This is a genomic window from Pseudomonas carassii (genome assembly GCF_036324045.1).
Lineage (GTDB): Bacteria > Pseudomonadota > Gammaproteobacteria > Pseudomonadales > Pseudomonadaceae > Aquipseudomonas > Aquipseudomonas peradeniyensis.
The window spans coordinates 131,479-155,840 of record NZ_JAZDCT010000009.1; the positions used below are offsets into that span (position 1 = coordinate 131,479).

Annotated in this window: 21 protein-coding genes, 1 tRNA gene and 1 pseudogene; 5 read left to right on the forward strand and 18 right to left on the reverse strand. The window is 63.4% G+C overall.

The genetic code is table 11. The features are described from left to right. Positions 1 to 3: 3 nt before the first annotated feature. The 10 genes from V0R62_RS09440 to V0R62_RS09485 are packed head-to-tail and all read right to left on the reverse strand — an operon-like array spanning position 4 to position 12,695. Positions 4 to 1,113: a polysaccharide lyase gene (locus V0R62_RS09440; protein WP_330103537.1), complete on the reverse strand. Its 1,110-nt coding sequence runs from the start codon at positions 1,111 to 1,113 to the stop codon at positions 4 to 6. Beyond that, positions 1,104 to 2,498 (reverse strand): alginate O-acetyltransferase AlgX-related protein, encoded by a 1,395-nt coding sequence (locus V0R62_RS09445; protein WP_330103538.1) that lies wholly within the window; start codon positions 2,496 to 2,498, stop codon positions 1,104 to 1,106. Before V0R62_RS09445 ends, V0R62_RS09440 begins: the two co-directional genes overlap by 10 nt. Before the next feature lie 30 nt (positions 2,499 to 2,528). Beyond that, complete coding sequence (locus V0R62_RS09450) at positions 2,529 to 3,158, reverse strand: alginate O-acetyltransferase AlgF (protein ID WP_330103539.1); 630 nt, start codon at positions 3,156 to 3,158, stop codon at positions 2,529 to 2,531. A gap of 18 nt (positions 3,159 to 3,176) precedes the next feature. Continuing rightward, positions 3,177 to 4,271 carry an alginate O-acetyltransferase gene (locus V0R62_RS09455; protein WP_330103540.1) on the reverse strand — a complete coding sequence of 365 codons (1,095 nt, stop codon included), beginning with the start codon at positions 4,269 to 4,271 and terminating at the stop codon, positions 3,177 to 3,179. Between the two features lie 9 nt (positions 4,272 to 4,280). Continuing rightward, a complete protein-coding gene (locus V0R62_RS09460) occupies positions 4,281 to 5,708 on the reverse strand; it encodes an MBOAT family O-acyltransferase (protein WP_330103541.1) in 1,428 nt (475 codons plus the stop codon). A gap of 12 nt (positions 5,709 to 5,720) precedes the next feature. After that, on the reverse strand, positions 5,721 to 7,166 hold the full coding sequence (locus V0R62_RS09465) for an alginate export family protein (RefSeq protein ID WP_330103542.1): 1,446 nt from the start codon (positions 7,164 to 7,166) through the stop codon (positions 5,721 to 5,723). Further along, positions 7,163 to 8,611 (reverse strand): SEL1-like repeat protein, encoded by a 1,449-nt coding sequence (locus V0R62_RS09470; protein ID WP_330103543.1) that lies wholly within the window; start codon positions 8,609 to 8,611, stop codon positions 7,163 to 7,165. The genes V0R62_RS09465 and V0R62_RS09470 overlap by 4 nt, the downstream gene beginning before the upstream one ends. A gap of 9 nt (positions 8,612 to 8,620) precedes the next feature. Beyond that, entirely contained in the window at positions 8,621 to 9,784 is a 1,164-nt protein-coding gene (locus V0R62_RS09475) for a PilZ domain-containing protein (protein WP_330103544.1), read from the reverse strand. Between the two features lie 16 nt (positions 9,785 to 9,800). After that, positions 9,801 to 11,333, reverse strand: coding sequence for a glycosyltransferase (locus tag V0R62_RS09480; RefSeq protein ID WP_330103545.1), 1,533 nt, complete (start codon positions 11,331 to 11,333; stop codon positions 9,801 to 9,803). Between the two features lie 54 nt (positions 11,334 to 11,387). Continuing rightward, a complete protein-coding gene (locus V0R62_RS09485) occupies positions 11,388 to 12,695 on the reverse strand; it encodes a nucleotide sugar dehydrogenase (protein WP_330103546.1) in 1,308 nt (435 codons plus the stop codon). A 570-nt stretch (positions 12,696 to 13,265) separates the two neighbouring features. On the opposite strand from V0R62_RS09485, the gene V0R62_RS09490 reads away from it, so the two are divergent. From V0R62_RS09490 to V0R62_RS09510, 5 genes are all read left to right on the forward strand, one after another. Then, the gene (locus V0R62_RS09490) at positions 13,266 to 13,655 is read left to right on the forward strand and encodes a helix-turn-helix domain-containing protein (RefSeq protein WP_330103547.1); all 390 of its coding nucleotides are present in this window, start codon (positions 13,266 to 13,268) and stop codon (positions 13,653 to 13,655) included. A 63-nt stretch (positions 13,656 to 13,718) separates the two neighbouring features. Next, the gene (gacA, locus tag V0R62_RS09495; RefSeq protein ID WP_028692526.1) at positions 13,719 to 14,357 is read left to right on the forward strand and encodes a response regulator transcription factor GacA; all 639 of its coding nucleotides are present in this window, start codon (positions 13,719 to 13,721) and stop codon (positions 14,355 to 14,357) included. Between the two features lie 9 nt (positions 14,358 to 14,366). Further along, on the forward strand, positions 14,367 to 16,190 hold the full coding sequence (uvrC, locus tag V0R62_RS09500; protein ID WP_198745421.1) for an excinuclease ABC subunit UvrC: 1,824 nt from the start codon (positions 14,367 to 14,369) through the stop codon (positions 16,188 to 16,190). Positions 16,191 to 16,223: 33 nt separating this feature from the next. Then, the gene (gene pgsA, locus V0R62_RS09505) at positions 16,224 to 16,784 is read left to right on the forward strand and encodes a CDP-diacylglycerol--glycerol-3-phosphate 3-phosphatidyltransferase (RefSeq protein ID WP_028692524.1); all 561 of its coding nucleotides are present in this window, start codon (positions 16,224 to 16,226) and stop codon (positions 16,782 to 16,784) included. Between the two features lie 64 nt (positions 16,785 to 16,848). Beyond that, a tRNA-Gly gene (locus V0R62_RS09510) sits at positions 16,849 to 16,924 on the forward strand. Positions 16,925 to 17,045: 121 nt separating this feature from the next. Here the strand turns inward: V0R62_RS09510 and V0R62_RS09515 are convergent. From V0R62_RS09515 to V0R62_RS09550, 8 genes and pseudogenes are all read right to left on the reverse strand, one after another. Then, positions 17,046 to 17,303: a PAAR domain-containing protein gene (locus V0R62_RS09515; protein ID WP_330103548.1), complete on the reverse strand. Its 258-nt coding sequence runs from the start codon at positions 17,301 to 17,303 to the stop codon at positions 17,046 to 17,048. Next, the gene (locus V0R62_RS09520; protein WP_330103549.1) at positions 17,300 to 18,115 is read right to left on the reverse strand and encodes a DUF6708 domain-containing protein; all 816 of its coding nucleotides are present in this window, start codon (positions 18,113 to 18,115) and stop codon (positions 17,300 to 17,302) included. Before V0R62_RS09520 ends, V0R62_RS09515 begins: the two co-directional genes overlap by 4 nt. A 183-nt stretch (positions 18,116 to 18,298) precedes the next feature. Then, positions 18,299 to 19,495 (reverse strand): DUF6708 domain-containing protein, encoded by a 1,197-nt coding sequence (locus V0R62_RS09525; protein WP_330103550.1) that lies wholly within the window; start codon positions 19,493 to 19,495, stop codon positions 18,299 to 18,301. Next, positions 19,495 to 22,113 carry a T6SS effector BTH_I2691 family protein gene (locus tag V0R62_RS09530; RefSeq protein ID WP_330103551.1) on the reverse strand — a complete coding sequence of 873 codons (2,619 nt, stop codon included), beginning with the start codon at positions 22,111 to 22,113 and terminating at the stop codon, positions 19,495 to 19,497. The genes V0R62_RS09525 and V0R62_RS09530 overlap by 1 nt, the downstream gene beginning before the upstream one ends. Positions 22,114 to 22,122: 9 nt before the next feature. Continuing rightward, complete coding sequence (locus tag V0R62_RS09535; RefSeq protein WP_330103552.1) at positions 22,123 to 22,248, reverse strand: hypothetical protein; 126 nt, start codon at positions 22,246 to 22,248, stop codon at positions 22,123 to 22,125. A gap of 198 nt (positions 22,249 to 22,446) precedes the next feature. Then, a complete protein-coding gene (locus V0R62_RS09540) occupies positions 22,447 to 22,704 on the reverse strand; it encodes a PAAR domain-containing protein (RefSeq protein WP_330103553.1) in 258 nt (85 codons plus the stop codon). Further along, positions 22,701 to 23,504, reverse strand: a complete 804-nt coding sequence (locus V0R62_RS09545; protein ID WP_330103554.1) for a DUF6708 domain-containing protein — start codon at positions 23,502 to 23,504, stop codon at positions 22,701 to 22,703. Before V0R62_RS09545 ends, V0R62_RS09540 begins: the two co-directional genes overlap by 4 nt. Positions 23,505 to 23,506: 2 nt before the next feature. After that, positions 23,507 to 24,362: pseudogene (locus tag V0R62_RS09550) on the reverse strand (hypothetical protein); the annotation flags it as partial.

The window sequence follows — 24,362 nt, forward strand, 5'->3', positions numbered from 1 at the left end:
TGATCAAGGCAGGTTGGGGTAGGCCGGCTTGAGCGGGCCGCCGATCTGGCTGTAGTTGTCCACTTCGCCGTCCTCGCTGTCGTAGAGCTGGCGGGCGAGGGCATGCCCGGGCCGGCGGGCCAGGAACGGGATCAGCCAGGCCAGCTTGTAGGGCGCGACGTCGGCCTGGCGCTGACCCTTGAGCTGGGGCAGGGAGTCCGGGGCGAGCACGCTGCGGGCGGCGAAGGTGGCCAGCTGGTCGAGGGTGCGCTGGTCGTCCTCGCTCCAGGCCAGGCCGTTGGCCCGGGCCGATTCGCCGAGCAGCACCAGCGGCACCAGGGCGTACTGGCTGTAGTTGGCGGCCAGCTTGCTGCGTGCCACTTCCAGCGGCAGGTAGGCCTGGTCACCGCTGCGCACGGCCTGGGCCAGGCCCCGGCGCAGGTTGCCGTCGGCCCAGCGGATGAAGTCGTCGCGGTCCACCAGCATGCCGGCGGCGGCCACCGCCCAGGCGGCCCAGTAGTCGTGGTTGTTGAAGTAGACCGTGGTGGACTGGCGGCGCGGGTCGTATTCGCGAATCACCTGCTCGCCGAGCTGGGTGAACCAGCGTCGTTGCACGGGGCTGAGCGGCGTCTTGCCGTCGGCCGCGGCCTGGGTCAGCAGTACCGCGCCGGCCATGGCCGCCAGGGCCCACTTGCGCGCGGCCATGCCGGTGTTGCTGGCGTCCGGGTCGAGCAGGGCACCCGCTTGCGCCCAGTGCTCCAGCCACTGGTCCTGGCAGGCCAGGGCCATGTTGGCCTGCTGCGGCTTGCTGGCGCTCTGGAAGCGCTTGCCGGCCTGGATCAGGCCTCCGACGAACTGCTTGAGCTGCCGGGCGACCCGCTCGCTGTCGGCGTCGGGGCTGGCGCGCAGGGTGGACTTGCTGGCGTCGCGCGGGTCGTACTTGCTCTGCAGGTGCAGGCTGGCGGTGTAGGGCGGTGGCGGCGCCTTGTTGCAGGTGAGGGTGCGGTAGTCGGCGATCATGGCCGATTGCGCGGTGGCGCGGGCGGGCCAGATCGATTGAGCCGCGTGGGTGGGGAGGGGCAGCAGGGCGATTGCAAGTAGCAGGAGCACCCCAGGGGCCGGTTTCACAGGCACAGGCGGGTCTCCACGTCGGTGGCGGCGGTGCCGGCCTTGGTCGGTTCGAGGAACACCGAGAGCAGGTTGGCGCCGGCGAACTCGGGGGCCTTGCTCAGTTCCAGGTAGTACTGGCCACCGCTTACGGCCGCCTCGCGGCGGAACCACACCTTGTCGCGGGCGCCATTGTCGTAATAGACGATGATGTAGAAGTCCTTGACGCTCCTGTCGCTCAGGCGGATATCGAGAAAGCCCTTGGACACGGCCTGTCGGGCGCCGCCGGCATTGCTCAGCAACTCTATGCGCTCGCCGACCTTGAGTGGCGGACGCTGCAATTTCGTGCCAAGGATTTCCCTGGACGCCTTGCAGCCGCCGTGTATCGCCGGCATCAACTGGCGGTACATCAACGGTGAATCCAGTCGGTAGTTGGCCGGCAGTTCCCAGACGATCAGCTTGGGCGGCGCCTCGGGCTTGTAGTCGGCGGACAGCAGGTACTCCAGCAGCGAGCCGTCCTCGCCCACGCCGGGCAGGGCGTAGTTGAGGACATCCGCCTCCAGGTATTGCTTCAGGTAGCCGTCGAAGTTGAACTGCTTGCTCTCGTCCTCGCGGGCCGCGGCGTTGCTGTCGCCGACCAGGATCACCTCGGGGTCGGGCGCCTCGTCGAACAGGGCGTCGCTGCTGTCGGCCACCGGCACGGTCTGGTAGCCGCGCACGTACTGGAAACCGTAGTTGTTGCCGCAGATGTAGCTCAGGGCCAGGTTCAGGGTGCCGTCCTTGGGTACCATCACGCCGGGCTCGGTGCTGTAGCGCTTCCTGGTCAGGCTGTCGTAGAACGGCTGGCGGCGGATCTCCTCGGCCATGAGCCTGGCCGTTGCCTCGGCGCCGGCCGGGGTCCAGTGGTGGTCGCGGCGGAAGAAGTATTCAGCCTGGGGCGGCTGGCGCACCAGCTGCATCATCGGCGCCACCACCGCGCCGGCCTGGCGCAGTTGTCCCAAGTAGCTGTCGAGGTTGCGGCTGGCACGCGCAAAGTCGAACCCGTGCAGTTGCTCGGCATAGAGCTTGTCGCGGTGCATCAGGCCGCGGGTCGGCTGGATCGCCATGGCCACCTGGATGCCCTGGCGGTGGAACGCGTCCATCAGCCGGGCGAACTCCGGGCGCATGGGCGCGGGAATGCCAAAGTCATTGGTCAGGTCGACCATCGAGCGGAACAGCCAGCGCTCCTTGCCGGGGACGATCTGGCGCATCAGCTTCATGCGCCCTTCGGCATAGTGCTGCGGTTCGGCCAGGGCCGGGCAGACCATGCACTGCAGGTTTTCGCAGCCGGGCCGGGCGGGCTCGGCGGCCTTTGCCTGCGTGCCGAGCAGGGCCAGTGTGGCCGCGAGGCCGAGGGGGAGGAGGGTGTTCATGGGCCAGTCATCCTTGCGTGCGGCACGGCGTCACTCGGTCGGGTCGATGCTGTTGGCCAGGCTCAGGCTGCGGTTGCCTGGCAGCAGCACATAGCTGTACGAGCGGCCCTTCTTGAGGAACAGCTCGTCGAAGCTGGCCACTTCCTGGCTGCCGACATAGGCGGCGAAATCTATCTTGATTTCGTTGACCATGCGCGCGCCGGTCTGGCCGCTGGCCAGGGCCTTGACCACCTCGTGCTTGCCGTCGGCGGTGCGCAGCGTGGCCTGGGTTGGAGTCAGGTTGTAGAAAGCCACCTGGGCCTTCTTCGGCTCGTTGACGTACTGGTCGGCGATCAACTGCAGCTGCTTGCCGTCGTAGACCACGGTGCTGGCGGCGTTGGCCGCCAGGGTCGGTTCGATGGCCTTGGCGCCGATGCCGATCCTGTGCACGCCGGCCGGCACGAAGCGGTAGCCGCTGAGCTGACCGGGGGCGACCTTCTGCGGGTTGAGCTTGCCGCTGAGGGCCACCTCGACGTTGCCGTCGGACAGGTTGAGCACGCGCACGAACGCAGAATCGGCCGGGGCCACGGCGTCGTACAGGTCGGCATTGCCTTCGGCGGCCAGGGCGGCGTGGCTGGCGGTGGCCAGGGCCAGGGCTGTGAACAGGGGCGAAAGCTTCATCAGGTTCTCCTAGGGACGTCAGAAATGCCCGGGCTGGGCGCTGCGGGCCAGCGCGCCGGGACGGTGGGCCAACAGGGTGCGCAGGGGGAACTCCCAGACCACGGTGTCGATCTGCGGGTTCTGCAATTGGTCGCCGGCGAGGAACTGGTTCATCGCCTCGAACGGCCCGCGGGCCTCCACGGCGATGGACAGCAGGTCGCGGTTGAGCGCCTCTTTGAGGAACCCGACGAAGTTCCAGTCGTCGATCTTGCTGTAGCTGGTGCCCACCAGCAGCAGGCTTTGCGTTTGTTCGACGAACAGCGCGTCGCTGTCCTGTTCGGCCTGGAGGGTCTCGTACAGCTCGATCGGGTTGGGGCCGAACTGCGGCGCCAGGCGGGCGTGGTCGAACTGCAGGTAGTTCATCAGGTCGCCCTTGACCGTCTTGTCGCCGGCCTTGCGCGACACGTACACCTGGTCGCCGAGCAACTGCGGGCGCTGGCGTGCCAGTTCATAGGCCGACAGGCGCGCGCCGTCCGGGCTCCAGTGGGTGTCGGACTTGAGGAACAGCCGTGGGCCGGCCAGGTTGCGCAGGTAGGCGTCGCGTAGCGGCACCACGTCCAGCCGGCGTAGCTGCAGGTCGGCGACGAAGCGGTCGTAGAGGCTGTGCACTCGCGGATCGAAGGCGTGCGCGGCGTGGCTGGCGTAGATATCCAGTTTCATCGGCAGCGGCAGCAGCACCAGGTGCTTGCCGTGCTCGGCCAGTTGCCTTTGGACCTTGACGATCTGCTCCAGCTGGCTCGCCAGGCTGGCGTCCAGGTCGTTGGGCACGCGGTATTCCTGGTTGGTGTAGAGCCAGCCGTCCTTGCCCAGCACCACGCCCTTGGTGCCCTCGCCGAACAGCTGGAACTGGGCGTCGGCCCACAGTCGCTGCGAAGGCTCGCGCAGGAACAGGCGCTGGTCGTAGACCTGTTCGAACTTGCGCAGCAGTTTGCCGTCGACGAACAGGTTCCAGCTGTCGGTCTGGGCGCGGGCGAAGTTCAGCACCGGCGGCAGCGAGTAGACGAACATCGCCGCCAGCGCCAGGGCGAAGACCACACCGTTGGCCTTGCCGGCCGAATTCATCACCGGGTACATGGCACTCTCCTAGAACTGGAAATACAGGAACGGCGAGAACGAACTGGCCGCCAGGCTGCTCAACGCCAGCAGAAAGCCCCCCCACAGCAGCAGGCTGTGCAGCACGCCGACGTGACGCATGAAGTAGCCTTCCTTGTTGCCGGCGTAGAAGCGCACGTTGTTGATCCCGGCCAGGATCAGCCAGGCGACCGCCACCAAGGCGAAGGCCATGGCCATCTTCGAGGCGCCGAGCACGTAGAGCTCCAGCGAACCGAGACCGTTGAGGCCCAGCAGCGCCTGGTAGATCTGCAGGCTGTGGCGCAGGTCCATGGTGAAGAACAGCGGCATGCTCAGGATGATCAGCAGCGCGGTGCGCAGGTTGCGGCCCAGGTGGTAGGGCGTGCTGACCTTGGTCGCCAGGTTGAACCTGCGCTCCAGCACCATGCCGATGCCGAAGAACAGCCCCCAGCAGATGAAGGCGAAACTGGCCCCGTGCCACAGGCCCGACAGCAGCATGGTCCACACCAGCGCCGGCAGGGCACCGGCCACGCGCTTGCGCACCAGCGGCAGGTACACGTAGTCACGCAGGAAATGCGCCAGGGTCATGTGCCAGCGCGACCAGAACTCGGTGATGCTCTGCGACACATAGGGCTGGTTGAAGTTTTCCGGGAAGCGGAAACCCATCATCAGCGCCAGGCCCAGGGCCATGTGGCTGTAGCCGGCGAAGTCGAAGTACAGCTGCAGGGTCGAGACCACCAGGCCGAACCAGGCATCGCTGAACTGCAGGGTGCCTTCGCCGACGAACAGCACGTTGATCGGCGCCAGGCGGTCGGCGATCAGCACCTTCATGATGAAACCGAGCATGAAGCGGCACACGCCCAGCGAGAACAGCTCCAGCGAGTGGTTGCGCTGGTGCAGCTGCGGCGCGAGCTGGCTGTAGCGCAGGATCGGCCCCGCCACCAGGTGCGGGAACAGCGCGACGAAGGCGGCGAAGTCGATGAAGCTGCGGGTGGGCGTGGCGTCCTTGCGATAGATGTCGACGATGTAGCTCAGGGCATGGAACACATAGAACGAGATGCCCAGCGGCAGGAAGATGTTCTCCAGGGTCCAGGTGTTGATGCCCAGCGGCGCCAGCAGCAGGGCCAGCACCTCGGCGCCGAAGTTGGCGTACTTGAAGTAGCCGAGCGTGGCCAGGTTGCCGGCCACGCCGAGCCACAGCAGGCGCAGGGCGCGGCGTTTGTCGCCGGCGTCCAGGCGCGCCTTGATGAACAGGCCGAAGCCGTAGTTCCAGGCGGTGATGGCGACGAACAGCAGCAGGAAGTCCGGGCGCCACCAGGCGTAGAACACGTAGCTGGCGGCGACGATCACCAGCGAGCGCCACTGCGGCCGAGCCAGGTAGTAGATGGCCAGGAACAGCGGCAGATAGAGGAACAGGAAGACGTTGGAGGCGAAGATCATGCTGGCCGGTCCTTAGTAGCTGATCACCACGCCGACACTCAGCTGGTAGTCGTCGCCGGTGTCCAGCGCGTTGCCTGCGTTGAGGTAGCTGGCGCTGACCAGGGTGTTGACGTCCAGGTGCTTGCCGTCGAGGGCTACCGGGAACATCTTCCAGTAGTAGTTGAGGTCGATCATCTGGCCGACGTTGTCGCCCTTGCCGTGCCGGCCGGCGTTCAGGTCGCTCTGGCGCCGGGCGCGGGCATCGGCGGCCATGCGGATCGGCAGGGCGCCGGCTTCATCGCGCAGGTTGAGCTGGGTCACCCGCAGATCCAGGGCGCTGCGCGACGTGGGCCGGGTCTCCAGGGCGAAGCCGTAGTAGCTCAGGTTGCGCAGGTCGAGGGCGACGAACGAGCTGGTCAGGCGCGTGCTGTACGAGCCCTGGCGGGTGATGCGGTCGGACTGGATCGGGTTGAGCCGGAAGCCGTCGTTGTCGTCGTCCGGCTTGTCGGTCAGGCCGCCGCGCAGGGCCACGCGCGGGGTCCAGGGCAATGTCTCGAAACGCGTGCCGACCTCGCCCAGCGCTGCCCAGCCGCGGCTGCCGTGGCCGCTGCTGGTGACGCCGTTGCCGGCGGTGTTGTCCATCGTGCCGTCCAGCGCCGCCAGTTCCAGGTGGTAGTCGCTGGCCAGCGGCAGGTTGTCGCCTTTGAAGAACAACCCGTAGCGCCAACCCGTGAAGTCGTAGCGGTCGTCGGCGTCGTGGCCGCTGCGGTCGTTCTCCTGCATCAGGCGCACGCCGACCTGGTTGTTCGGGCTCCAGCGATAGGCGTACTGGCCCATCAGGTACAGCGTGCGCGCTTCGCTTGCGGCCAGCGAGTTGACGTCGGTGTTGTAGTTGCGAAATTTCTGCCCGACCGCGACGAAGGCGTCGCTGAAGGTGTCCTGGTAGTTGAAGCGCAGCGACTCCAGGCTGTCGTCCCACCAGATGCCGTAGTCGTCGTAGAACCGTTGGCGACCGATCGACAGCGAGAAGCGCGGGTCGTCGCCGATCAGGTTGCGCTTGACGTACAGCTCGCGCAGCTCGGCGTACCAGCCCTCGGGTTGCTCGCGTTCGTTGTTGTTGGTCGACTCGTTGGCCAGGTTGCTCGACTGGCTGGAGTCGTAGTTCAGCCACAGGCGACCATAGACCATCCATTTGGCCCAACGTTTTTCCGGCGAGTACCAGGCGAACGACGGCTCGTAGCGCAGACTGTAGAAGCTTTCGCGGTCGCGGCCGACCTGGGAGTCCTGCGGCCCGTAGCCGGTCTGCACGGTGAGCTTGTTGAAGAACTCCGAGGTGATCACCGGCTCGCTACCGTCTAGGGTCGCGACGCGCACCGGCGCGCTGCTGTCGGCCTCGGGGCCGGTGACTTCCTCGCCCGCCGGCGCCGCCAAGGGCGCCAGGGCGAGCAGGGCGCCGAGCAGGGATGGGTGGGCTTTCACAGGGTGGCCTCCTTCAACAGATCGTTGCGCGCGGCCAGGGCGCGCTCGATGTCATCCTTGGGCAAGGTCTTGTCCAGCCGTTTGATCAGGCCGCGGGCGCGGGTCTCGCCCAGGTCGAGGGCGATGCGGGCATAGGTGTAGGCCTTGACCGGGTCGTGGCAGATGGCCCGGCCGCGCAGGTGCACGGTGGCCATGCGGTACCAGGCCGCGGTCGAGCCCTGTTCGGCCTGCCGCTGCCAGATGGTCAGGGCGCGTTCCTGGTCGGGCTGGTCGAGGCCGCCCTTGCTGTACAGGTCGCCCAGCAGCAGCTGCGCGTCGGGGTAATGGGCGGCGATCAGTTCGTCGATCAGCGCCTGGGACTTTTGCGGATCCAGGGTCAGCCAGTTGTTGACCATGTAGAACGCCGCGTCCAGCGCCTTGGCCCGGGTCGGGTCCTTGGCCCGCACCTGGGCGATCAGCGCCTGGGTCTGCTCGGCGTTGTGCTCGGTGGGGTTGGAGATCATGAAGTTGGCCTTGGACACCTGTGCCGGCAGGTAGCCACGGGCAACGGCGTTGTCCAGCCAGCGCTGGGCCTCGGCGATGCCGTCGGCGCGCAGCTGCTCGTTGGCCTTGTCGCGGGCCAGTTGCTCGGGCGTCGGCTCGACCTTGGGGCCCATGGCGCGGCTCTGGCGCTGCTCGCGCTCGGCGTCCAGCTCGGCGCGGGTGGTACCATGGATGCTGTCCAGCAGCGCGCCGATGCGCTGCACCACCTCCACCGGCAGGCTGGCCATCTCCGGCTCCAGGCTGCGGGCGAAGGCGAGGAAGGCCGGGTCCTGACGCTCGCCGAGGAAGCGGTAGTAGCGCTCGATGCCACGCGGGTCAATGCGTGCCGCCTGCCGGTACCAGCGCTCGGCTGCGGCGCGGTCGCCCTGGCGCTCGGCGACCACGGCGCGGTACAGCTCGGGACGGCAGTTGAGCAGGCAGCTCTGTTCGTACAGCGCCAGCAGTTCGCCGGCGCGCTCGCCGGGGAACTGCTGCGGATACACCAGGAACACCTCCAGGCTGGTGCTGGTGCTGCGCGGATCACGGTCGTTGGGGTAGCGGGTCAGGGCCTGGCGCACCCATGCTTCGTGACTGCGCTGCAGGCGCGGGGTGCGGTCGAGCAGGCGCGCCAGCGAGGCCAGCGCCGGGATCTGGCCGTGGCCGTCGGCGAAGGCCTCCTGGTACAGGCTCACGATATCCTGGCGGTTGGCACTGTCGCTGTTGGCCAGCACATCGCCGAGCAGCTGCTTGGAGGCCAGGTCGCCGCGCTCGGCGAGGGCGCGCAGGTCGCTCGTGACGTCGGCGCTCGGGTCCTTGTACAGCGCGTAGCGGATCTGCTCCAGGCTCTGCCCGGCCCAGCCGCTGCCGGCCCAGGCCAGGCCGAGGCCGGCCAGCAACAGGCGCGGGGCGTTCTTGGCGTTCATGTGCGGCCCTCAGTTGCCGCTGCCGAACGGCAGGCCCAGGTACAGGTCGACCGCCACGGCCTTCTGGTAGGCCGCCGCCGGCAGCGGGCTGTCCGGCTGGATGGTCAGCGCCAGGTTGTGGTTCAGCTCGTCGGATCGGGCGTCGACCACCGTGCCGCTGAAGTGCTGGTCGAGGCCGAACACCTGCATGTCCACCGAGCGCACGCGGCTGACATCGGCGAGCTTGTCGAACGGCACGTTAGCGCGCACGAACAAGCCCTCGTTCTTCGGCAGCAGGTGCATCATCGGCGCGGCCTTGTAGCCATAGCCGTCCAGCGGCGGCGCCGGGTACCAGACCTGGCAGTCGCACGGGCTGTTGATCACCGTCTCGACGCTGGCGCGGCCCAGCAGCGCCTGAAGGTCGCCCGGGGCGAGGTCGGCCAGGGCCTTCATGTCAGCCGGGCTGGTGAAGCTGGTGGCCAGCTGGGTGGAGATGTTCGCCAGCGGCTGGCCGGCCTGCACCTCGGTGGCGCCGGCCGGAAGCAGGTACTTCACGTAGCCGTTGTCCGGCATGCTGATGACCTGGGCATTGCCGGCCACCGTGGCCTGCAGCGCCGGAACACGGAAGAACAGCAGGTAGCCCTTGTAGCCGACGAAGCCCAGGGCGGCCAGGCCCGCGGCGGCGTACAGCGCGGTGCCGGCCACGGCCTTGAGGCGCTCGCCCGGGGTGCGGGCGCTGGCCTGCTGGTGCTTGCGCGCCTTGATGTAGTTCTCGCGTTGCATCACGTTAAACAGGCCGTTGATGTCGGCGACTTCGCCCGACAGGTAGGCGCTGATCAGGTAGCGCAGGATGTCGCGCTTCTGCGCGTCGAGGTCGACGAACTGCGCGCCGACCTCCTTGCCGCGCTGGGAGACGATGCGCACCTTGCCATCGATCGACAGGTCCACCTGGTTCAGGCGCAGCTGGATCGAGGCGTCGTACAGCGCGCCGACGCTCAGCTGCGCCTCGTGCAGCAGGCCGATGCCGCCCAGCGAGATATCGGCAAGGTCGGCCTCGAACGGTTCGCGTCCGGCGCCGGACAGGCGCACCCGGGCGTGCATGCGGGTGCGCACGTACTGACGCTCGTCGATGGCCTCGTGGACGATGTTGGCCGCGGTCTTGCCCGGGGCCGCCGGGGTATTCGAAGTACTCATGTGCAGGCGCCTTTCCTTAACGTTGCGTGAGTTCCAGGAGAACGGTGATGACCCCGAAGAAGATGGCGATTGAGGAGCACAGCATCGCCTTCGAGGACCAGCGGTTGAGGCTGGCGTCGAAGTCGACGCTGCCGGTGGCCAGGGTGGTCTTCTGCCGCGTCCAGCGTTGCTGGTCCATGTGGAACATCGCGTAGACCTTCATCAGCGAACCGACGATCTGGTTGTAATAGAGAACGAACGGGTACATCGGGCTGACCGGGTGCCCTGCGAAGACGAACAGCACCGTCACCAGGCTGCGTGAGACCAGCACCCAGAACAGGTACACCAGCAGGTACTGGATGCCGAACACCAGGCCGGCCAGCACCGAGGCGGTCAGGCCCATCAGGCAGGTCCACATCGACACCCGCTGGTCGAGCAGCACGTACAGGGTGAACAGCCCCAGGCGCGCGCGGCCGAGCAGGGCGGTGGCGCGAAAGTTCTGCCGCAGCGAGTTGCCGTACCAGCGGAACATCAACTGGCGGGTGGCCACCCAGAAACTGTCGCTGGGTGGGTGCTCGACGGTCAGGGTGTGGCTGTCGGGCACGTAGAAGGTGTCCCAGCCGGCGCGCATCAGGCTCAGCCAGCTCGACTTGTCGTCGCCGGTGAGGAACTGGAAGCGGCCCAGGCGCCAGTGTTCGAGAAAATCCGCCTCGACGTCACGGATGAAGTCCGGGTCGGTCATCACCCCGGCGCGGAAGAACGACAGCCGCCCGGTGAGGGTCAGCACCCGGTGCGACAGGGCCATCGAGCACATGTTGATGTGCCGCTGGACGAAACGCATCGAGTGCCACTGGCGCATCCAGCGGCTGCCCTCGACCTCGCAGAACTCGTTGGTGGTCAGGCCGCCGACGTCGGGCAGCACGGCGAACAGCTTGACCGCCCGCTCGACGCAGCCGGGCAGCATCATGGTGTCGCCGTCGACCACGCCGACCACCGCGTCGTCCAGCGGCATCTGCCGCGACAGCGCGCGGAAGGCGTGGGCCAGGCCATCGCGCTTGCCGGTGCCGCGGGCGCGGACGATCACCAGGCCGATATCGTCGCGGCCCCGGACCTCGTCGCGCATGATGTCCTTGATGAACTGCTCGTCGCCCTTCTCGACGATCGAGGCGATCACCGTGCACGGCACCTTCAGCCGCTGCACCTCCTGGAACACCGACTGGTACACCTTGAAGGTGGTGTGGGTGGGGATGCGAAAACTGGTCACCACCATGAACATGTGCGACGGCAAGGCCGCGTCACCCAGGCGCTCGACCCGGCGGCGCAGGCGCGGGAAGCGCCAGTGCAGGAAGTACATGCCACGCAGGTAGTGGACGATGGCGTTGCCATAGCGCCACATGCCCAGGGTGCCGATGATGAAGATGAACTGGTGGTGGCCGGGGTCCAGGTACTGTGGCGCGACCATCTGCGCGGCCAGGGCTATCAGCCCGGCGAGCAGCGCCCAGGCGCAGAAACCGGCCGCCGCGCGCATGTACCCCGGGGCCGCGAAAGGCCGCTGTTGCTGTCGTTCCATGGCGTTGTAGCTCCTTGGGTCGGGGCCCGCCGTGACGGCGGGCGGCGGCGTGCCTTACCAGCAGATGCCGTGGCGTTGGGCGTCGCTGCTGCCGGCCATGAAGCCGACCAGGTCGATCACCTGCTTGCCGTTGCCGACGTCCAGGGCCTGGACGAAGCGCTCGTCGTTGTTGCCCAGCACGATCACCTCGGCCTCGTCGATCACCTGCTGCAGGTCGCTGCGCAGCAGGGCGCTGATGTGGGGGATCTGCTGCTCGATGTACTGGCGGTTGGCGCCGAACTGACGGGCGTGGTCGACGTTGGCGTCGAAGATGCGCAGGTCGTAGCCCTTGCCGATCAGCTGCTCGGCCAGGGTTACCAGCGGGCTTTCGCGCAGGTCGTCGCTGTTGGCCTTGAAGGCTAGCCCGAGCAGGGCGATGCGGCGCTTGCCGGCCCGGGTCACCAGGTCGAAGGCGTTCTGTACCTGATTGCGGTTGCTGTCCATGATCGAGGCCAGCAGCGGGTGCGCCACGTCCAGCTGGCTGGCGCGGTAGGTGAGGGCGCGCACGTCCTTGGGCAGGCACGAGCCGCCGAAGGCGAAGCCCGGGCGCAGGTAGTAGCGCGACAGGTTGAGCTTGTAGTCCTGGCAGACCACGTCCATCACTTCGCGGCCGTCGACCCCCGAGGCCTTGGCGATGTTGCCGATTTCGTTGGCGAAACTGACCTTGGTGGCGTGCCAGACGTTGCAGGTGTACTTGATCAGCTCGGCGACCTCGATCGACTTGCGGATCACCGGGGCGTCGAGGCCTTCGTACAGCGCGGCGAGCAGGTCGCCCGAACGGCTGTCGAGCTCGCCGATCACGGTCATGGCCGGGAAGTCGTAGTCCTGGATCGCCGTGCTCTCGCGCAGGAACTCCGGGTTGACCGCCACGCCGAAATCACGACCGGCCTGCTTGCCCGAGGCCTGTTCGAGGAGTGGGATGACCACGTTCTTCACCGTGCCCGGCAGCACCGTGCTGCGCACCACCACGGTATGGCGGCTGGCCTTGTCGCGCAGGGCCGCGCCGATCTCCCGGCACACCGCTTCCATGTACACCAGGTCGAGGTCGCCGTTGGCCTTGCTCGGCGTGCCGACGCACAGTAGCGACAGCTCGGTGGCCAGGATCGCCGCCTGGACATCGGTGGTGCCGCGCAGGCGGCCTTGGCGCACGCCGTCGAGCAGCAGCTGCTCCAGGCCCGGCTCGACGATGGGCGAGCGGCCCTGGTTGATCATGTCGATCTTCGCCTGGGCGACGTCCACCCCCAGTACCTGGTGTCCGCGTGCCGACAGGCAGCCGGCGCAGACCGCCCCCACATAGCCAAGTCCGAAGATACTGATGTTCATAGATCCCTCTCCCCAGGCGCGGCGCAAGGCCGGCCGAGATACTCAGTTCAAGAAGTTATGGAAATGCCAGACGCGCAGGATCAAGCCGCGCTAGAACGGTAGCGATGCAGGCTGTTTCTTGGTGGTCTTTTTATATCCTAAGGAGTTTTCCGATAGTTCGGCAAGTGTTGTTGTCTTGTGAGATTTGAAAATTCTAAAAGTTCTGTATGAAAGTTAAAAAATCATTCAAAAACAATAAGTTAAAGTTGGATGAAAGTTAGGCGTCAAAAAATCTATATCCATGTTAGTGTCGATAAAATGACGTCAAAATGGTGGTTTTCACCACTTTCTACGCCGCTTTGGTGGCGCTTCGATATACGCTTTTCCGTTGCCTTTGTTAGTAGTTGCAGATGTTGGCTAGGGCTGTTTCCAGTTGTCGTCGGACGCTCCCGTGTCCCCCTGTCGTCGGACCGTGGCGCAATGATGGCTTGCAAGGATTGGATCCAATTGGCATAGTGCCGGAGGACTGCACAGGCATTCACTCGGGTGCGGGATGCACCCTTCTTCCATTCATGCAAAGGAGGCAAGCAGATGAACGGATTCGGTCCGCGACTCAGAGAAGAGCGCGAACGCCTGGGGCTGACCCAGCGTATCTTTGGCGATATCGGCGGTGTCGAGCCCAACGCCCAGGGCAAGTACGAGAGCGGCGAACGCACGCCGCGCATGGACTACCTCGCGGCGGTTGCCAGCAAGGGCGTCGATGCACTCTATGTGCTGAGCGGCGTGCACACCCCCGCGCCGCTGGATAGCCTTACGTCCGACGAGAACCGGCTGCTCGGCGCCTTTCGCCGGCTGCCCCCGGCCGACCAGGCCGCGGTCTGGCACCTGCTCAACCGCCTGGCGGGCGAAGAGGGCGGTTCGGATGTGCTGCGCATGCGCCGGCCTGACCGGCAGGCATATTTCCATGACGCTTTGCGCTAGGTTCGTTGTGAAAAATTTTGTTAAGGTGGCGGGATCCAATCGCCCCACTGACGAGGTGTCTGCTTGATTAGGGTCCTGGTGGTCGACGATCACGATCTGGTGCGTACCGGCATCACACGCATGCTGGCCGACATCGACGGGCTGCAGGTGGTGGGGGAGGCGGACTCCGGCGAGTCCGCCCTCAAGCTGGCCCGTGAGCTCAAGCCGGACGTGGTCCTGATGGACGTGAAGATGCCAGGGATCGGTGGTCTGGAAGCCACGCGCAAGCTGTTGCGCAGTCATCCGGACATCAAGGTGGTCGCGGTGACCGTGTGCGAGGAAGACCCGTTCCCCACCCGCCTGTTGCAGGCGGGGGCCGCGGGCTACCTCACCAAGGGCGCCGGGCTCGACGAAATGGTCCAGGCGATCCGCCTGGCCTTTGCCGGCCAGCGCTACATCAGCCCGCAGATCGCCCAGCAGCTGGCGCTCAAGTCGTTCCAGCCCCAGGGCTCGCCGTTCGATGCGCTGTCCGAGCGGGAAATCCAGATTGCGCTGATGATCGTCGGCTGCCAGAAGGTACAGATCATCTCTGACAAGTTGTGTCTGTCCCCCAAGACCGTCAATACTTACCGTTATCGAATCTTCGAAAAACTCTCGGTCACCAGCGACGTCGAACTGACCTTGCTGGCCGTCCGCCACGGTATGGTCGACGCAAGTCTGTAAGCACACCTCATGTCACAACCTTTTGATGCAAGCGCGTTCCTGGCGACCTGCAGCGGTCGCCCGGGCGTGTACCGGATGTTCGACGCCGAGGCCCGGCTGTTGTACGTGGGCAAGGCCAAGAACCTCAAGAAGCGCCTGGCCAGCTATTTTCGCAAGACCGGGCTGGCGCCGAAGACGGCTGCCCTGGTGGGGCGCATCGCCCAGGTCGAAACCACCATCACCGCCAACGAGACCGAGGCGCTGCTGCTCGAGCAGACGCTGATCAAGGAATGGCGGCCGCCCTACAACATCCTGCTGCGTGACGATAAGTCCTACCCGTACGTGTTCCTGTCCGACGGTGAGTTCCCGCGCCTGGGCATCCACCGTGGCGCGAAGAAGGCCAAGGGCCGTTATTTCGGCCCGTACCCCAGCGCCGGTGCCATCCGCGAGAGCCTGAGCCTGTTGCAGAAGGCGTTCTCGGTGCGCCAGTGCGAGGACAGCTACTACGCCAACCGCACCCGCCCGTGTCTGCAGTACCAGATCAAGCGCTGCAAGGGGCCGTGTGTGGGGCTGGTCGCCGCCGAGGAGTACGCCGAGGACGTGCGCCACTCGGTGATGTTCCTCGAAGGCCGCAGCCAGCAGCTGGGCAACGAGCTCAGCGCCGAGATGGAAAAGGCCGCCATGGCCCTGAACTTCGAGAAGGCCGCCGAGCTGCGCGACCAGATCGCCCTGCTGCGCCGGGTCCAGGACCAGCAGTACATGGAAGGCGGTTCGGGTGATGTCGACGTGGTGGCGGCCTTCGTCAACCCGGGCGGCGCTTGCGTGCACCTGATCAGCGTGCGTGGTGGCCGGGTGCTGGGCAGCAAGAACTTCTTCCCGCAGGTGGGCATCGAGGAAGAGGTGGCCGAAGTCATGGCCGCGTTCCTCTCCCAGTACTACCTGGGTAACGCCGAGCGCGAGCTGCCGGGCGAGCTGATCGTCAACGTGGTGCACGATGACTTCGCCGCCATCAGCGAGGCGCTGCAGACCCTGCGCGGCCGCGAGATCAGCATCAGCCACCGGGTGCGCGGCACCCGCGCGCGCTGGCAGCAGTTGGCGGTGACCAACGCCGAGCAGGCCCTCAATGCCCGCCTGGCCAACCGCCAGCACATGGCCGCGCGCTTCGAGGCGCTGGCCCAGGTGCTCGACCTGGACGAGGTGCCGCAGCGCCTGGAGTGCTACGACATCAGCCACTCCAGCGGCGAAGCCACTGTGGCCAGCTGCGTGGTGTTCGGCCCCGAAGGCCCGCTCAAGTCCGACTACCGCCGCTTCAATATCGAGGGCGTCACCGCTGGCGACGACTACGCGGCCATGCACCAGGCCTTGCAGCGCCGCTATGGGCGGATCAAGGACGGCGAGGGCAAGCTACCTGACGTGCTGCTGGTGGACGGCGGCAAGGGTCAGTTGAACATGGCCCGCGACGTGATGCAGGAACTGGGCTTTGCTGACCTGACGCTGCTGGGGGTGGCCAAGGGCGTGACCCGCAAGGCCGGCTTCGAGACCCTGTACCTTAACGACGTGGCCCACGAGTTCACCCTCAAGGGCGACTCGCCGGCCCTGCACCTGATCCAGCAGATCCGCGACGAAGCCCACCGCTTCGCCATCACCGGCCACCGCGCCCGGCGCGGCAAGGCCCGGCGCACCTCGAGCCTGGAGGACGTCGCCGGGGTCGGCCCCAAGCGCCGTCGCGACCTGCTGAAACATTTCGGCGGCCTGCAGGAGCTCAACCGCGCCAGTATCGACGAGATCGCCAAAGCCCCCGGCATCAGTAAAAAGCTTGCCGAGTCGATTTATGCCAGCCTGCATAGCGAGTAGAATGCCGGGTTCAACTCGCAGCCAGTCGTACCGATGAATATTCCAAACCTGCTCACCGTTCTACGCGTCCTGCTCATCCCGATCTTCATCCTGCTGTTCTATGTGCCCTATCACTGGAGCTACATGGCCGCCAGCACGGTGTTCGCCATCGCCGCCGCCACCGACTGGCTCGACGGCTACCTGGCGCGTCGGTTGCAGCAGAGCACCCCGTTCGGCGCCTTCCTCGACCCAGTGGCCGACAAGCTGATGGTCGCCGTGGCCCTGGTCCTGCTGGTGCAGGTGCACGCCAACTTCTGGCTGACGCTGCCGGCGGCGGTGATCATCGGCCGCGAGATCGTCGTCTCGGCGCTGCGCGAGTGGATGGCCGAGCTCGGCGCCCGCGCCCACGTGGCGGTGTCGAACCTGGGCAAGTGGAAAACCGCCGCGCAGATGCTGGCGCTGGTGATCCTGCTGGCCAACCCGCCGCTGCTGACCTTCTGGGTGGTGCTGGGCTATGGGCTGCTGCTGGTGGCGGCGGGCCTGACCCTGATCTCGATGGTGCACTACCTGCTGGCCGCCTGGCCGCACCTGCGCGAAGGTTCGGAGCAGAAGTAAAAGTTTTTTTGAATCAAGGGGTTGACGCCGTTCTGGAAATCGCTAGAATGGCACCCATCCCGACGCGGGAATAGCTCAGTTGGTAGAGCACGACCTTGCCAAGGTCGGGGTCGCGAGTTCGAGTCTCGTTTCCCGCTCCAAATTCGATCCACAGTGCGTCGCTGGGATCACAAAGAAGAGGCCGAAAGGCCTCTTTTTTTGTGCCTGGGATTTGGTGGTTGCAGGTGCATGGCGTCTCTTGCCCCAAGGCACAAGCACCTGTCAGTCGAGAAGCCACCCCGAGTCCCCCTCGACAAGCGTGCCACCATGACTGGTGCGATCGCCCTGGCGTGCAACGCACTTGCCATCGATGAGAAAGTGCGCGGCCCCTGTCTCGATCAGCGCCCCACAGCTGATACGGTCCCCGACCCGGGCAACGGGTTTGCCATTGAACTGATAGGTTTCACTGCCGGATTCCACCACACCCGCGCCATGCAGCGGGCACTCGTGCAGGTGGCCTACAAGGACGACTGGTTTCATGTGGGTTCTCCTGCTGTAGGGCCAGTACGGGACTCACGGTCTATCGCTTCCGGCCATTGCACCCTGGGGGCCAATCGGCGAATGGGGGTGAGTTCGAAGTCATTGTCCCAATCGCGGGGTGGGCGAACAAAGGTGGGAAGGGCGTCGGGGCCCTGTTGCATGAAGAGTCTGATGATCTCCCAGTATTGCTTGCCATCCTCAAGGTCATGACTGAAGAACAGGCGGTCGATTATTTCGTTGGTACCTGTCTTGCGTACGGCGATGACGATATTCTCAACGAGTCCGCCGTTGCCCATCGGCGCATAAAGGCTATAGACCTCGGCGATGAGGTCGCTCCAGTTATAAACGACAGGGCGTACCCCCCAGTGTTTTTTGCTGAGTACCCGAACCCTGTCTTGTCGGTACTCGTAAAAATAAACTTTTTGTCGGAGCCGGTTATAACGGATTGGCTCGTCGCGCGGTAGCTCAATGTCCAGGCGTACGAGAGGTATCGTTACCCAGTAGGCAGCGGTAATTATGGTTAGAATTATTGCGAAGTCTAATCCAATTTTCTCTCCTTCGATTAATGTGGTATGAACTAAGGTTAAGATTGGTAGTAAACCCAGCAGCATGGCGATGCTTCCACCGATGAGGCCGATGCCCCTGATTTTTAGTGTTGATCTTGGGATCTCTATATAAGTATTATTTATTTTGTTTGGTGTGGGTGGTAGTAGGAGTGAATTTAATCGTTGGGTCGGCTCTTCGTGGGGAAGAGCTAGATCATATTTCCAACCTAGGGGGTGGCTAGGTAGATGTTCATTGATTTTAGTCATTCGTTGACCGCCTGGATTTCTAAGTGTGCGTAGGCCTCAGGAGAGTTTCGGTCTGGCCAGTACATGACGTTTAACATTGCGGCCATGATGCTGTGCTCACCAAGGCCTGGGGTGAGTGCCGGCGGACGCCACCACTGGCGAGCACCGGCTGACACGCCCTCCATGCCGACCAACAGCCTGGGTCTACGGCTGATCGATACTGTCGACCTCATGGGGCGCATCCTTCTCGATATTGGGAGTTTGACTTTGGCTTTTGGGCCGACGTTTAGAGACACGGGGTTTCCTCTCCGGTCGTTTGCCTGGGCGTATAGTCCAGAGGTAGGCGTTCTCCCGCAGTCTCTCCTGAATATGAGGTGGGTAATCGTCAACGGTGGTCACTGCCGGGACGGGTTTTCCCGGCAGGCCGGCTTCACGGATGATCCTGGGCCAGCGAGGTTTCCAGCACAGCAGAAGACTCACCCAGTGGCCTGTTCCGATGATTAGGAAGGCAGGAGAGAGCAGCAGTAGGCCGCATTTGAGGACGCGTGAGGAACTGCGGAAGTAGTGGGTCAGGCCTTCGAATTGAGGCGTGAAGGCTTGCCAGGGCCAGGGGAAGTGCGAGGTGATGTGGGGGCGCGGTAGACCCTCTGGGCCCTCATCCATGAAGCGACGGATGAACTCCCATTCGGCTTGAAGCTCCGCGAAATTATTGGCGGATTTGCCTACCCAGATCAGTTCGGGACGCAGTGTGCCAGTGAACACGGGCGACCATATGAGTTCCAGAGGCATGCCCATGCCACCTGGCGGAGCATACTTTTTATCAGAGCCGCTGGACGATACGCCGTTCCACGGGAGCGTGACGATCCCTCCGCAGTATGGCGGGCGGTGGAGGTAGACTTGTTGGGTGGTGCGGTTGAAGCGTATCAACAAGTGGCGTGATGTGAACATTTCAAAGCGTGTGAAACGGAAAACATATTTCAGGTAAAACCACAAGATGCAGAGGGTTGTGCTGAGAAAGAAAACTGCTAGATATAGCCTCTCACCATACGGCTCTCCCTGATAATTAGAAGCAAGATCGATCAATATCATTATCGAGTGGGAAGCAATTTCTAGTCCGCTGATTATCAGCATTATTATGGTGAGAGATAATATGCTGATCAGCCCGCGCTTGTCCTCCCACATGCCGCAGCGCATTTCGAGCACATGCTCGTTGTACACGTAGACTGGGCCACGGCTTTTTGGGGTTTTGCATACTGATTTTTTTGCGGCTGCAACGTATTCTTCGTCTTCGCTTTCGTACACCCCTCTGTTCTTAATTGTTCTGTTCTGCTTTTTAAAGGCTTCGCGTTCTTCTTTGGGGTCAATGGCGGCCAGCCATGCAAGCCATTCAACAAAATACATTATATGACCTCACTCATGGCGCTGAATAAGGCTTCGAGTTCTTCGGTGTCCTTTATGTATCCTTTGTTGGATGATTTAAGGCGGAAGCAACATTTGCTGCACCACTTCTCCAGTGCGTCATCATCGATGATGAGTAAGGTTATAGTGGTGCCGAGTACAATTGCGCCGCCTATCCAGCTCAAGCGACTCAGAAACATCATTGCTGCTCGGTTCGCGGCTAGCCGTGCGGAAAGAGTGGAAAGGGTAGCGTATAAGCTGCTTCTCCATGTTTGGTTGGCACTCATTGATAGCCATTGGAAAAACGCACTCGCTTGTGAAAACGCTATTCCTCCCTGCCCCAAAAGTAGGGCGGTCGTAGATCCAGCTCGCAGCCAATAAGTCGTCGCCAGCAATGATTTAGATCGAACGTCGGCTTCTCTCGCATCTGAAACGTCCCACGCAATACTGACAACGCCACCCACCGTCGCCAATCCCGCCCCCCATAGCCGATAACGCCCCAGGCTGATGTCCGCTCCCCGCGCAATCGCGCTGTTCCGCCCGACGCCCAGCAGGGTCTGTTCGGTCCCCACCGCCAGTAGCTCGAACCCCGCCGCCGCACTGGCCAATCCTGCGGCCACCACCTCGCTCCAGAAGCGCCGGTCCTTGTCATCCCGCTGCCCCTGCAACAGGAGCAGTCCCGCCTCCAGAAGGAGCAGCCCACTGGCCAGCCGGAGCCGATAGAACGAATGAGCATGAGCGCCCTGCAACGTCTCCACATAGGCGCGATCAAGGCGTCGGACCATGGGGGCCGCCACCCGTCCTCGCGAGGGGGTGTCACCCTCGAGTGCGTGTTCACTCAGGCGCAGGTTGATGGCTTGCTCGCCCAGCGAGGCAATGAGGTAAGTGCCCAGGCGCCGGTACAGCAGGCGATCCATGTTGCCGGGGGCGCCGGCCTGCAGGCTCTGGCGCCCCAGTTGACCCAGCCAGGCCAAGGCGCCGGCGGTGTTGAGGGCGCTGTGCTGGGCCAGCTGGTCGAGATGGCCGTCCACCCGGCCGAACTGCGAGGCGAGTTCCTTGGCGTACTTGAGCGAGGTGTCCACCTGCTGCCAGTGATCGTATTCCGGTGGCAGCGCTTGCAACGCCTGGCGTGTCTGCTCCAGCACCTCGGCAATGGCGCGCTGGTTGAAGACGAAGGAACGCAGGGCCAGGTTGTCGGGCGTCAGCGTGTCGGCATGCCACCACTGGGCGAGCAGCCGCGCCCCGGCTGACACGCCCTCCATGCCGACCACGCTGAGCCCGGTCTGGTGAGCGAAGCACAGGCCGCTGCGCAGGTCGTTCTCGTCGTAGTAGGCCAGGGCCGCGAGCAGTTGCTCAGATTGCAGCCAGACGAGATGGTCGTCGGCCCGCACGTCGGCCAGACGCTGCGCTTCGAGGCCGTGGGATTCGAACCAGGCAAGCTGGTCGTGCATGGCCTTGAGGTCGACGTGTGGCAGGTAGCGCGCTTCGAACTGCCGGGCGAACTCGCTGTTGTTCGCCCGGGCCTCAAGGTCCTGGCGCCTGAGTGCGGCTGCGGTATCGAGAATGCCCTCCTTGGCCTGCGCCCACCAGGCGGCCATCTGCGGGTTGGCGCCCTGATCGGCACCGGCGAGGTGGGCGCGCATGGCCTCTTTGTGACGGTCGACCAGCGCGGCGACCTTGCGCTCACTGAATTGCTGATGCAGTTCGGTGAAGGCCTGGGCGACCAGCACCTTGCGCTCGTTGCTGGGGCCGGGTTTTCCCGCGATCGACTCCGTGGCTTCCAGCCAATCCTTCAGGTGCTCCATGCCCGCGTTGCGCCAGGCATTGAGTTGCTGGGTGATGCCGATGGCATCCTCCACCACCACCGCGATACCACGGGCCTCGGGTTTGCCGGCAACCGGGCCCAGCATGTACCGGGCTGCTGTCAGCGAGTGGACGCTGGTTTCACTGAACAGCTGGTTGTCCAGCAGCTTGCGCAATGAGCTGTCGGTTTCCGCAGCGAAATCGGCGACCAGATCCAGCTGGTCATGGCGCAGCACATAAGGCCTGGGCGTCGGGCAGCCAAGGCCGGTGAAGGCGGCAACATCCACGGGCGGCAGCCTGTCGCGTCGACGCAGCAGTTGCTGCTGGGCCGCTTCGGTCAGCGGGTCGGGGCTGTAGAACAGGCGCAGTTCAGCCAGGTCTTCGAGGTCATGGACATTGAACGCCAAGGCCGTGTTGCGAATCATGTCGCGCAGGGTGTGGGCGTCTGTGGCGTCCGGCTCGGACTGCCCGGGAGCAACCAGCGACAATGAACCGTTCGCCGCAATGCGATAGGGCGGGTGCAGGCTGTGCTGCCCGCTGTGCTTGCGTTTCTCCATGACGTACAGGAAGCCTTGGCGCAGTGGCCGAATGGCATAGTCGGCATGCTGGAGCGTGGCAACGCTGTAGGGATGGCGCAGGTGATCGGGCAGGCTGGGCAAGCGCAGGCGTTGGCCGGTAGTGCCGCCAACGGCCGCATAGCGCAGGGGCAGGATAGTGAAGGTGCGCGTGCAATGGACGGCGGGCCCGCTGGCGAAGGGGGCCTCCAGGGCCTCGCAGTTTTGTCGAGTGATTTCGAGCAATTTGTTGAAGTCGAACATCCGATGTCCTCAGCGAAGCTGTTCATGCAGGTAGGTTTTTACCGACTCGACAAGCGACGTTTGCTTGTCGAGGGCGTCATTTATGGCGGCTTGCCAGACGGGATCGCTCGTCAGGCCCTCACCCAGCAGCGCCATGAAAATCACATAGGTAATCTGGTCTTCCTGCCGTACGAGGCCTGATTCACGTGCAAAGGCCAGGAGCTTCTGCGCGAGGCCGAGGTGTGTTTGCTTGTGGCCGGGTTATCAGTCCCTTCTTCACGCACAGGGGGAATAGCGTGGCGCCCGTCATGATGATCTTGCTCGACGACGCTAGCCTGCCGCACAGCACTAGCCCTATTCGATCAGCCAGGTGGGGTCACCTTCTATCAGTGTGCCGCCATGGCTTGTCTTGTCTCCCTGGCGCGCCGCGGGGCTGCCCTCAATTAGCGTATGCGCGGCACCAGTCTCGATGACCGCACCGCAGCTGAGCTCATCCCCCATGCGTGCGATTGCACGACCATTCACTGTGGCATTGGCCGCGCCACTGATGACAGTGCCTTCCCCGTGGAGAGGGCAAAGTTGGCGATGGCCGACGAGGACGACAGGCTTCATGGCGACTCCACCTGTGCAAGTGGAGCGGTTTGTGGGGCCGTTCGCGATTCGTGGTCTATCGCTTCTGGCCACTTGACTTCTGGTGCCAGACGCATGGCGAATTGGCACCAGAGGATATCGTTGTGGTCTCTATTGAGCGGGGCGGGTGGGACAGCGGAGGGGCCATGTTGCATGTAAGTGCATATATAGGCCCAAATCGATGCTTCACCGTAAGCGTTGTTCAAGGGGAATCGGTCGATGACGTTGTTGGTGCCTGGCGCCACGATGGACAACATGATCCCTGTCTTTACGAGGTGCGAGCCTTGGTGGGTTACGGCTTGTTTTCTCCAGCGTTCTGCGCGTACATCCTTCCAGTCGTAACTGACGATTTTTATTGGCCATGGAATGAAGGGGTTCCACCAACAGAAATTGAAATTGTAGGCGTAAATTTTTTGACGGGCACGGTTGAAACGTATTGGTTCATCGCGCGGGGGCATGCTGGCTGCGCGAAGGAATAAAGTTGTCTGCCATATGCCTGCAAGTAGTGTAAGGATTCCGGCCAGCATAAGATTGTACAGACTATATATTACGCTATCGACTACTGCGTAAGTGATCAGGATAAGAACTGGAATAGTGGCTAGTGCTAGCAAAAGCAGTATCTCTCGAGCACTTATTGAATGTCGTGATACTTCCAGGTAGGTGTCGTCTTGGTAGTTTGCACTTAATAGTGTGGGGGATGGTGCGACATTGGAAGAGATGAATGGAGGATGGAAGTCCTCTTTCCAGCCTGAGCATGGAGGAACCAGGATAGGTTTTTTCATTTTTATCCCCTTACGTCCAGTTTGTCTTGTTTTTTTACTAATTTCGCGAAATTTGTGGTGTCGTCCTTGTCGGGCCAATAGCTGACTGTTAACTCAAAGGCGTCGATAGTTTTGAAATCTGCGGTTGGTGTACTCCCTTCTATTCTTAGAGTCTTTCCTTGGTGAGAACTATCCTCTGAACTACCGGTGCTCTCATGCAACTCGGTTTTTGCCTTGTCGCTGTCTCCCGAGTACACTGTCGGTACTGTGTTTCTACCCGGTGAATAAACTACCACCGTCCATTCGTATCTTGCCTGTCCGTGAACAAAGTTAGGAATGGTTATTGTGTAGTTCAGACGTGTTTCGAGTGGAATCGAGAAGCTGTCCCTCAGCGTGACGAACGGCTCTATCGTTTTTGGTGGGTGTGTTTCTTTGAATGTTATGTCTATTGAAACGTGCGCAGTAATACCCAATAGGGCTGCATTGAGAGCACCTATGGAGTTGTCACTTTCATCGGCGGTCTGCCACTCGCGATTCGAATCGGGTAGCCCCCATCTGGACTGGCGTGCCCAGATTTCCAGTGGGGACGATTCATCTTTTTTAGCTATCGAAGCAAACGTGTAGGCCGAAAGTGCAAGTATTAGTGCAAACCCTACAGGCCCTAGGAAAGCAGTGCCAAAGTAAAGTGTGCTTACACCTGCACCTGCTGAGAGAAATGCAAGTCCTCCGGCAATATAATAGGATATTGTGGATGGGTTATCTCCCTGGGAGGCTGTTCTTTGAGCCGCTAATACATAGTTGGCACTATCGGCAAATCCGGCCACGGCAGCAATGGCACCACCGTATTTCACAAGTTGCGTCCCCTGCATCAATGTCGAG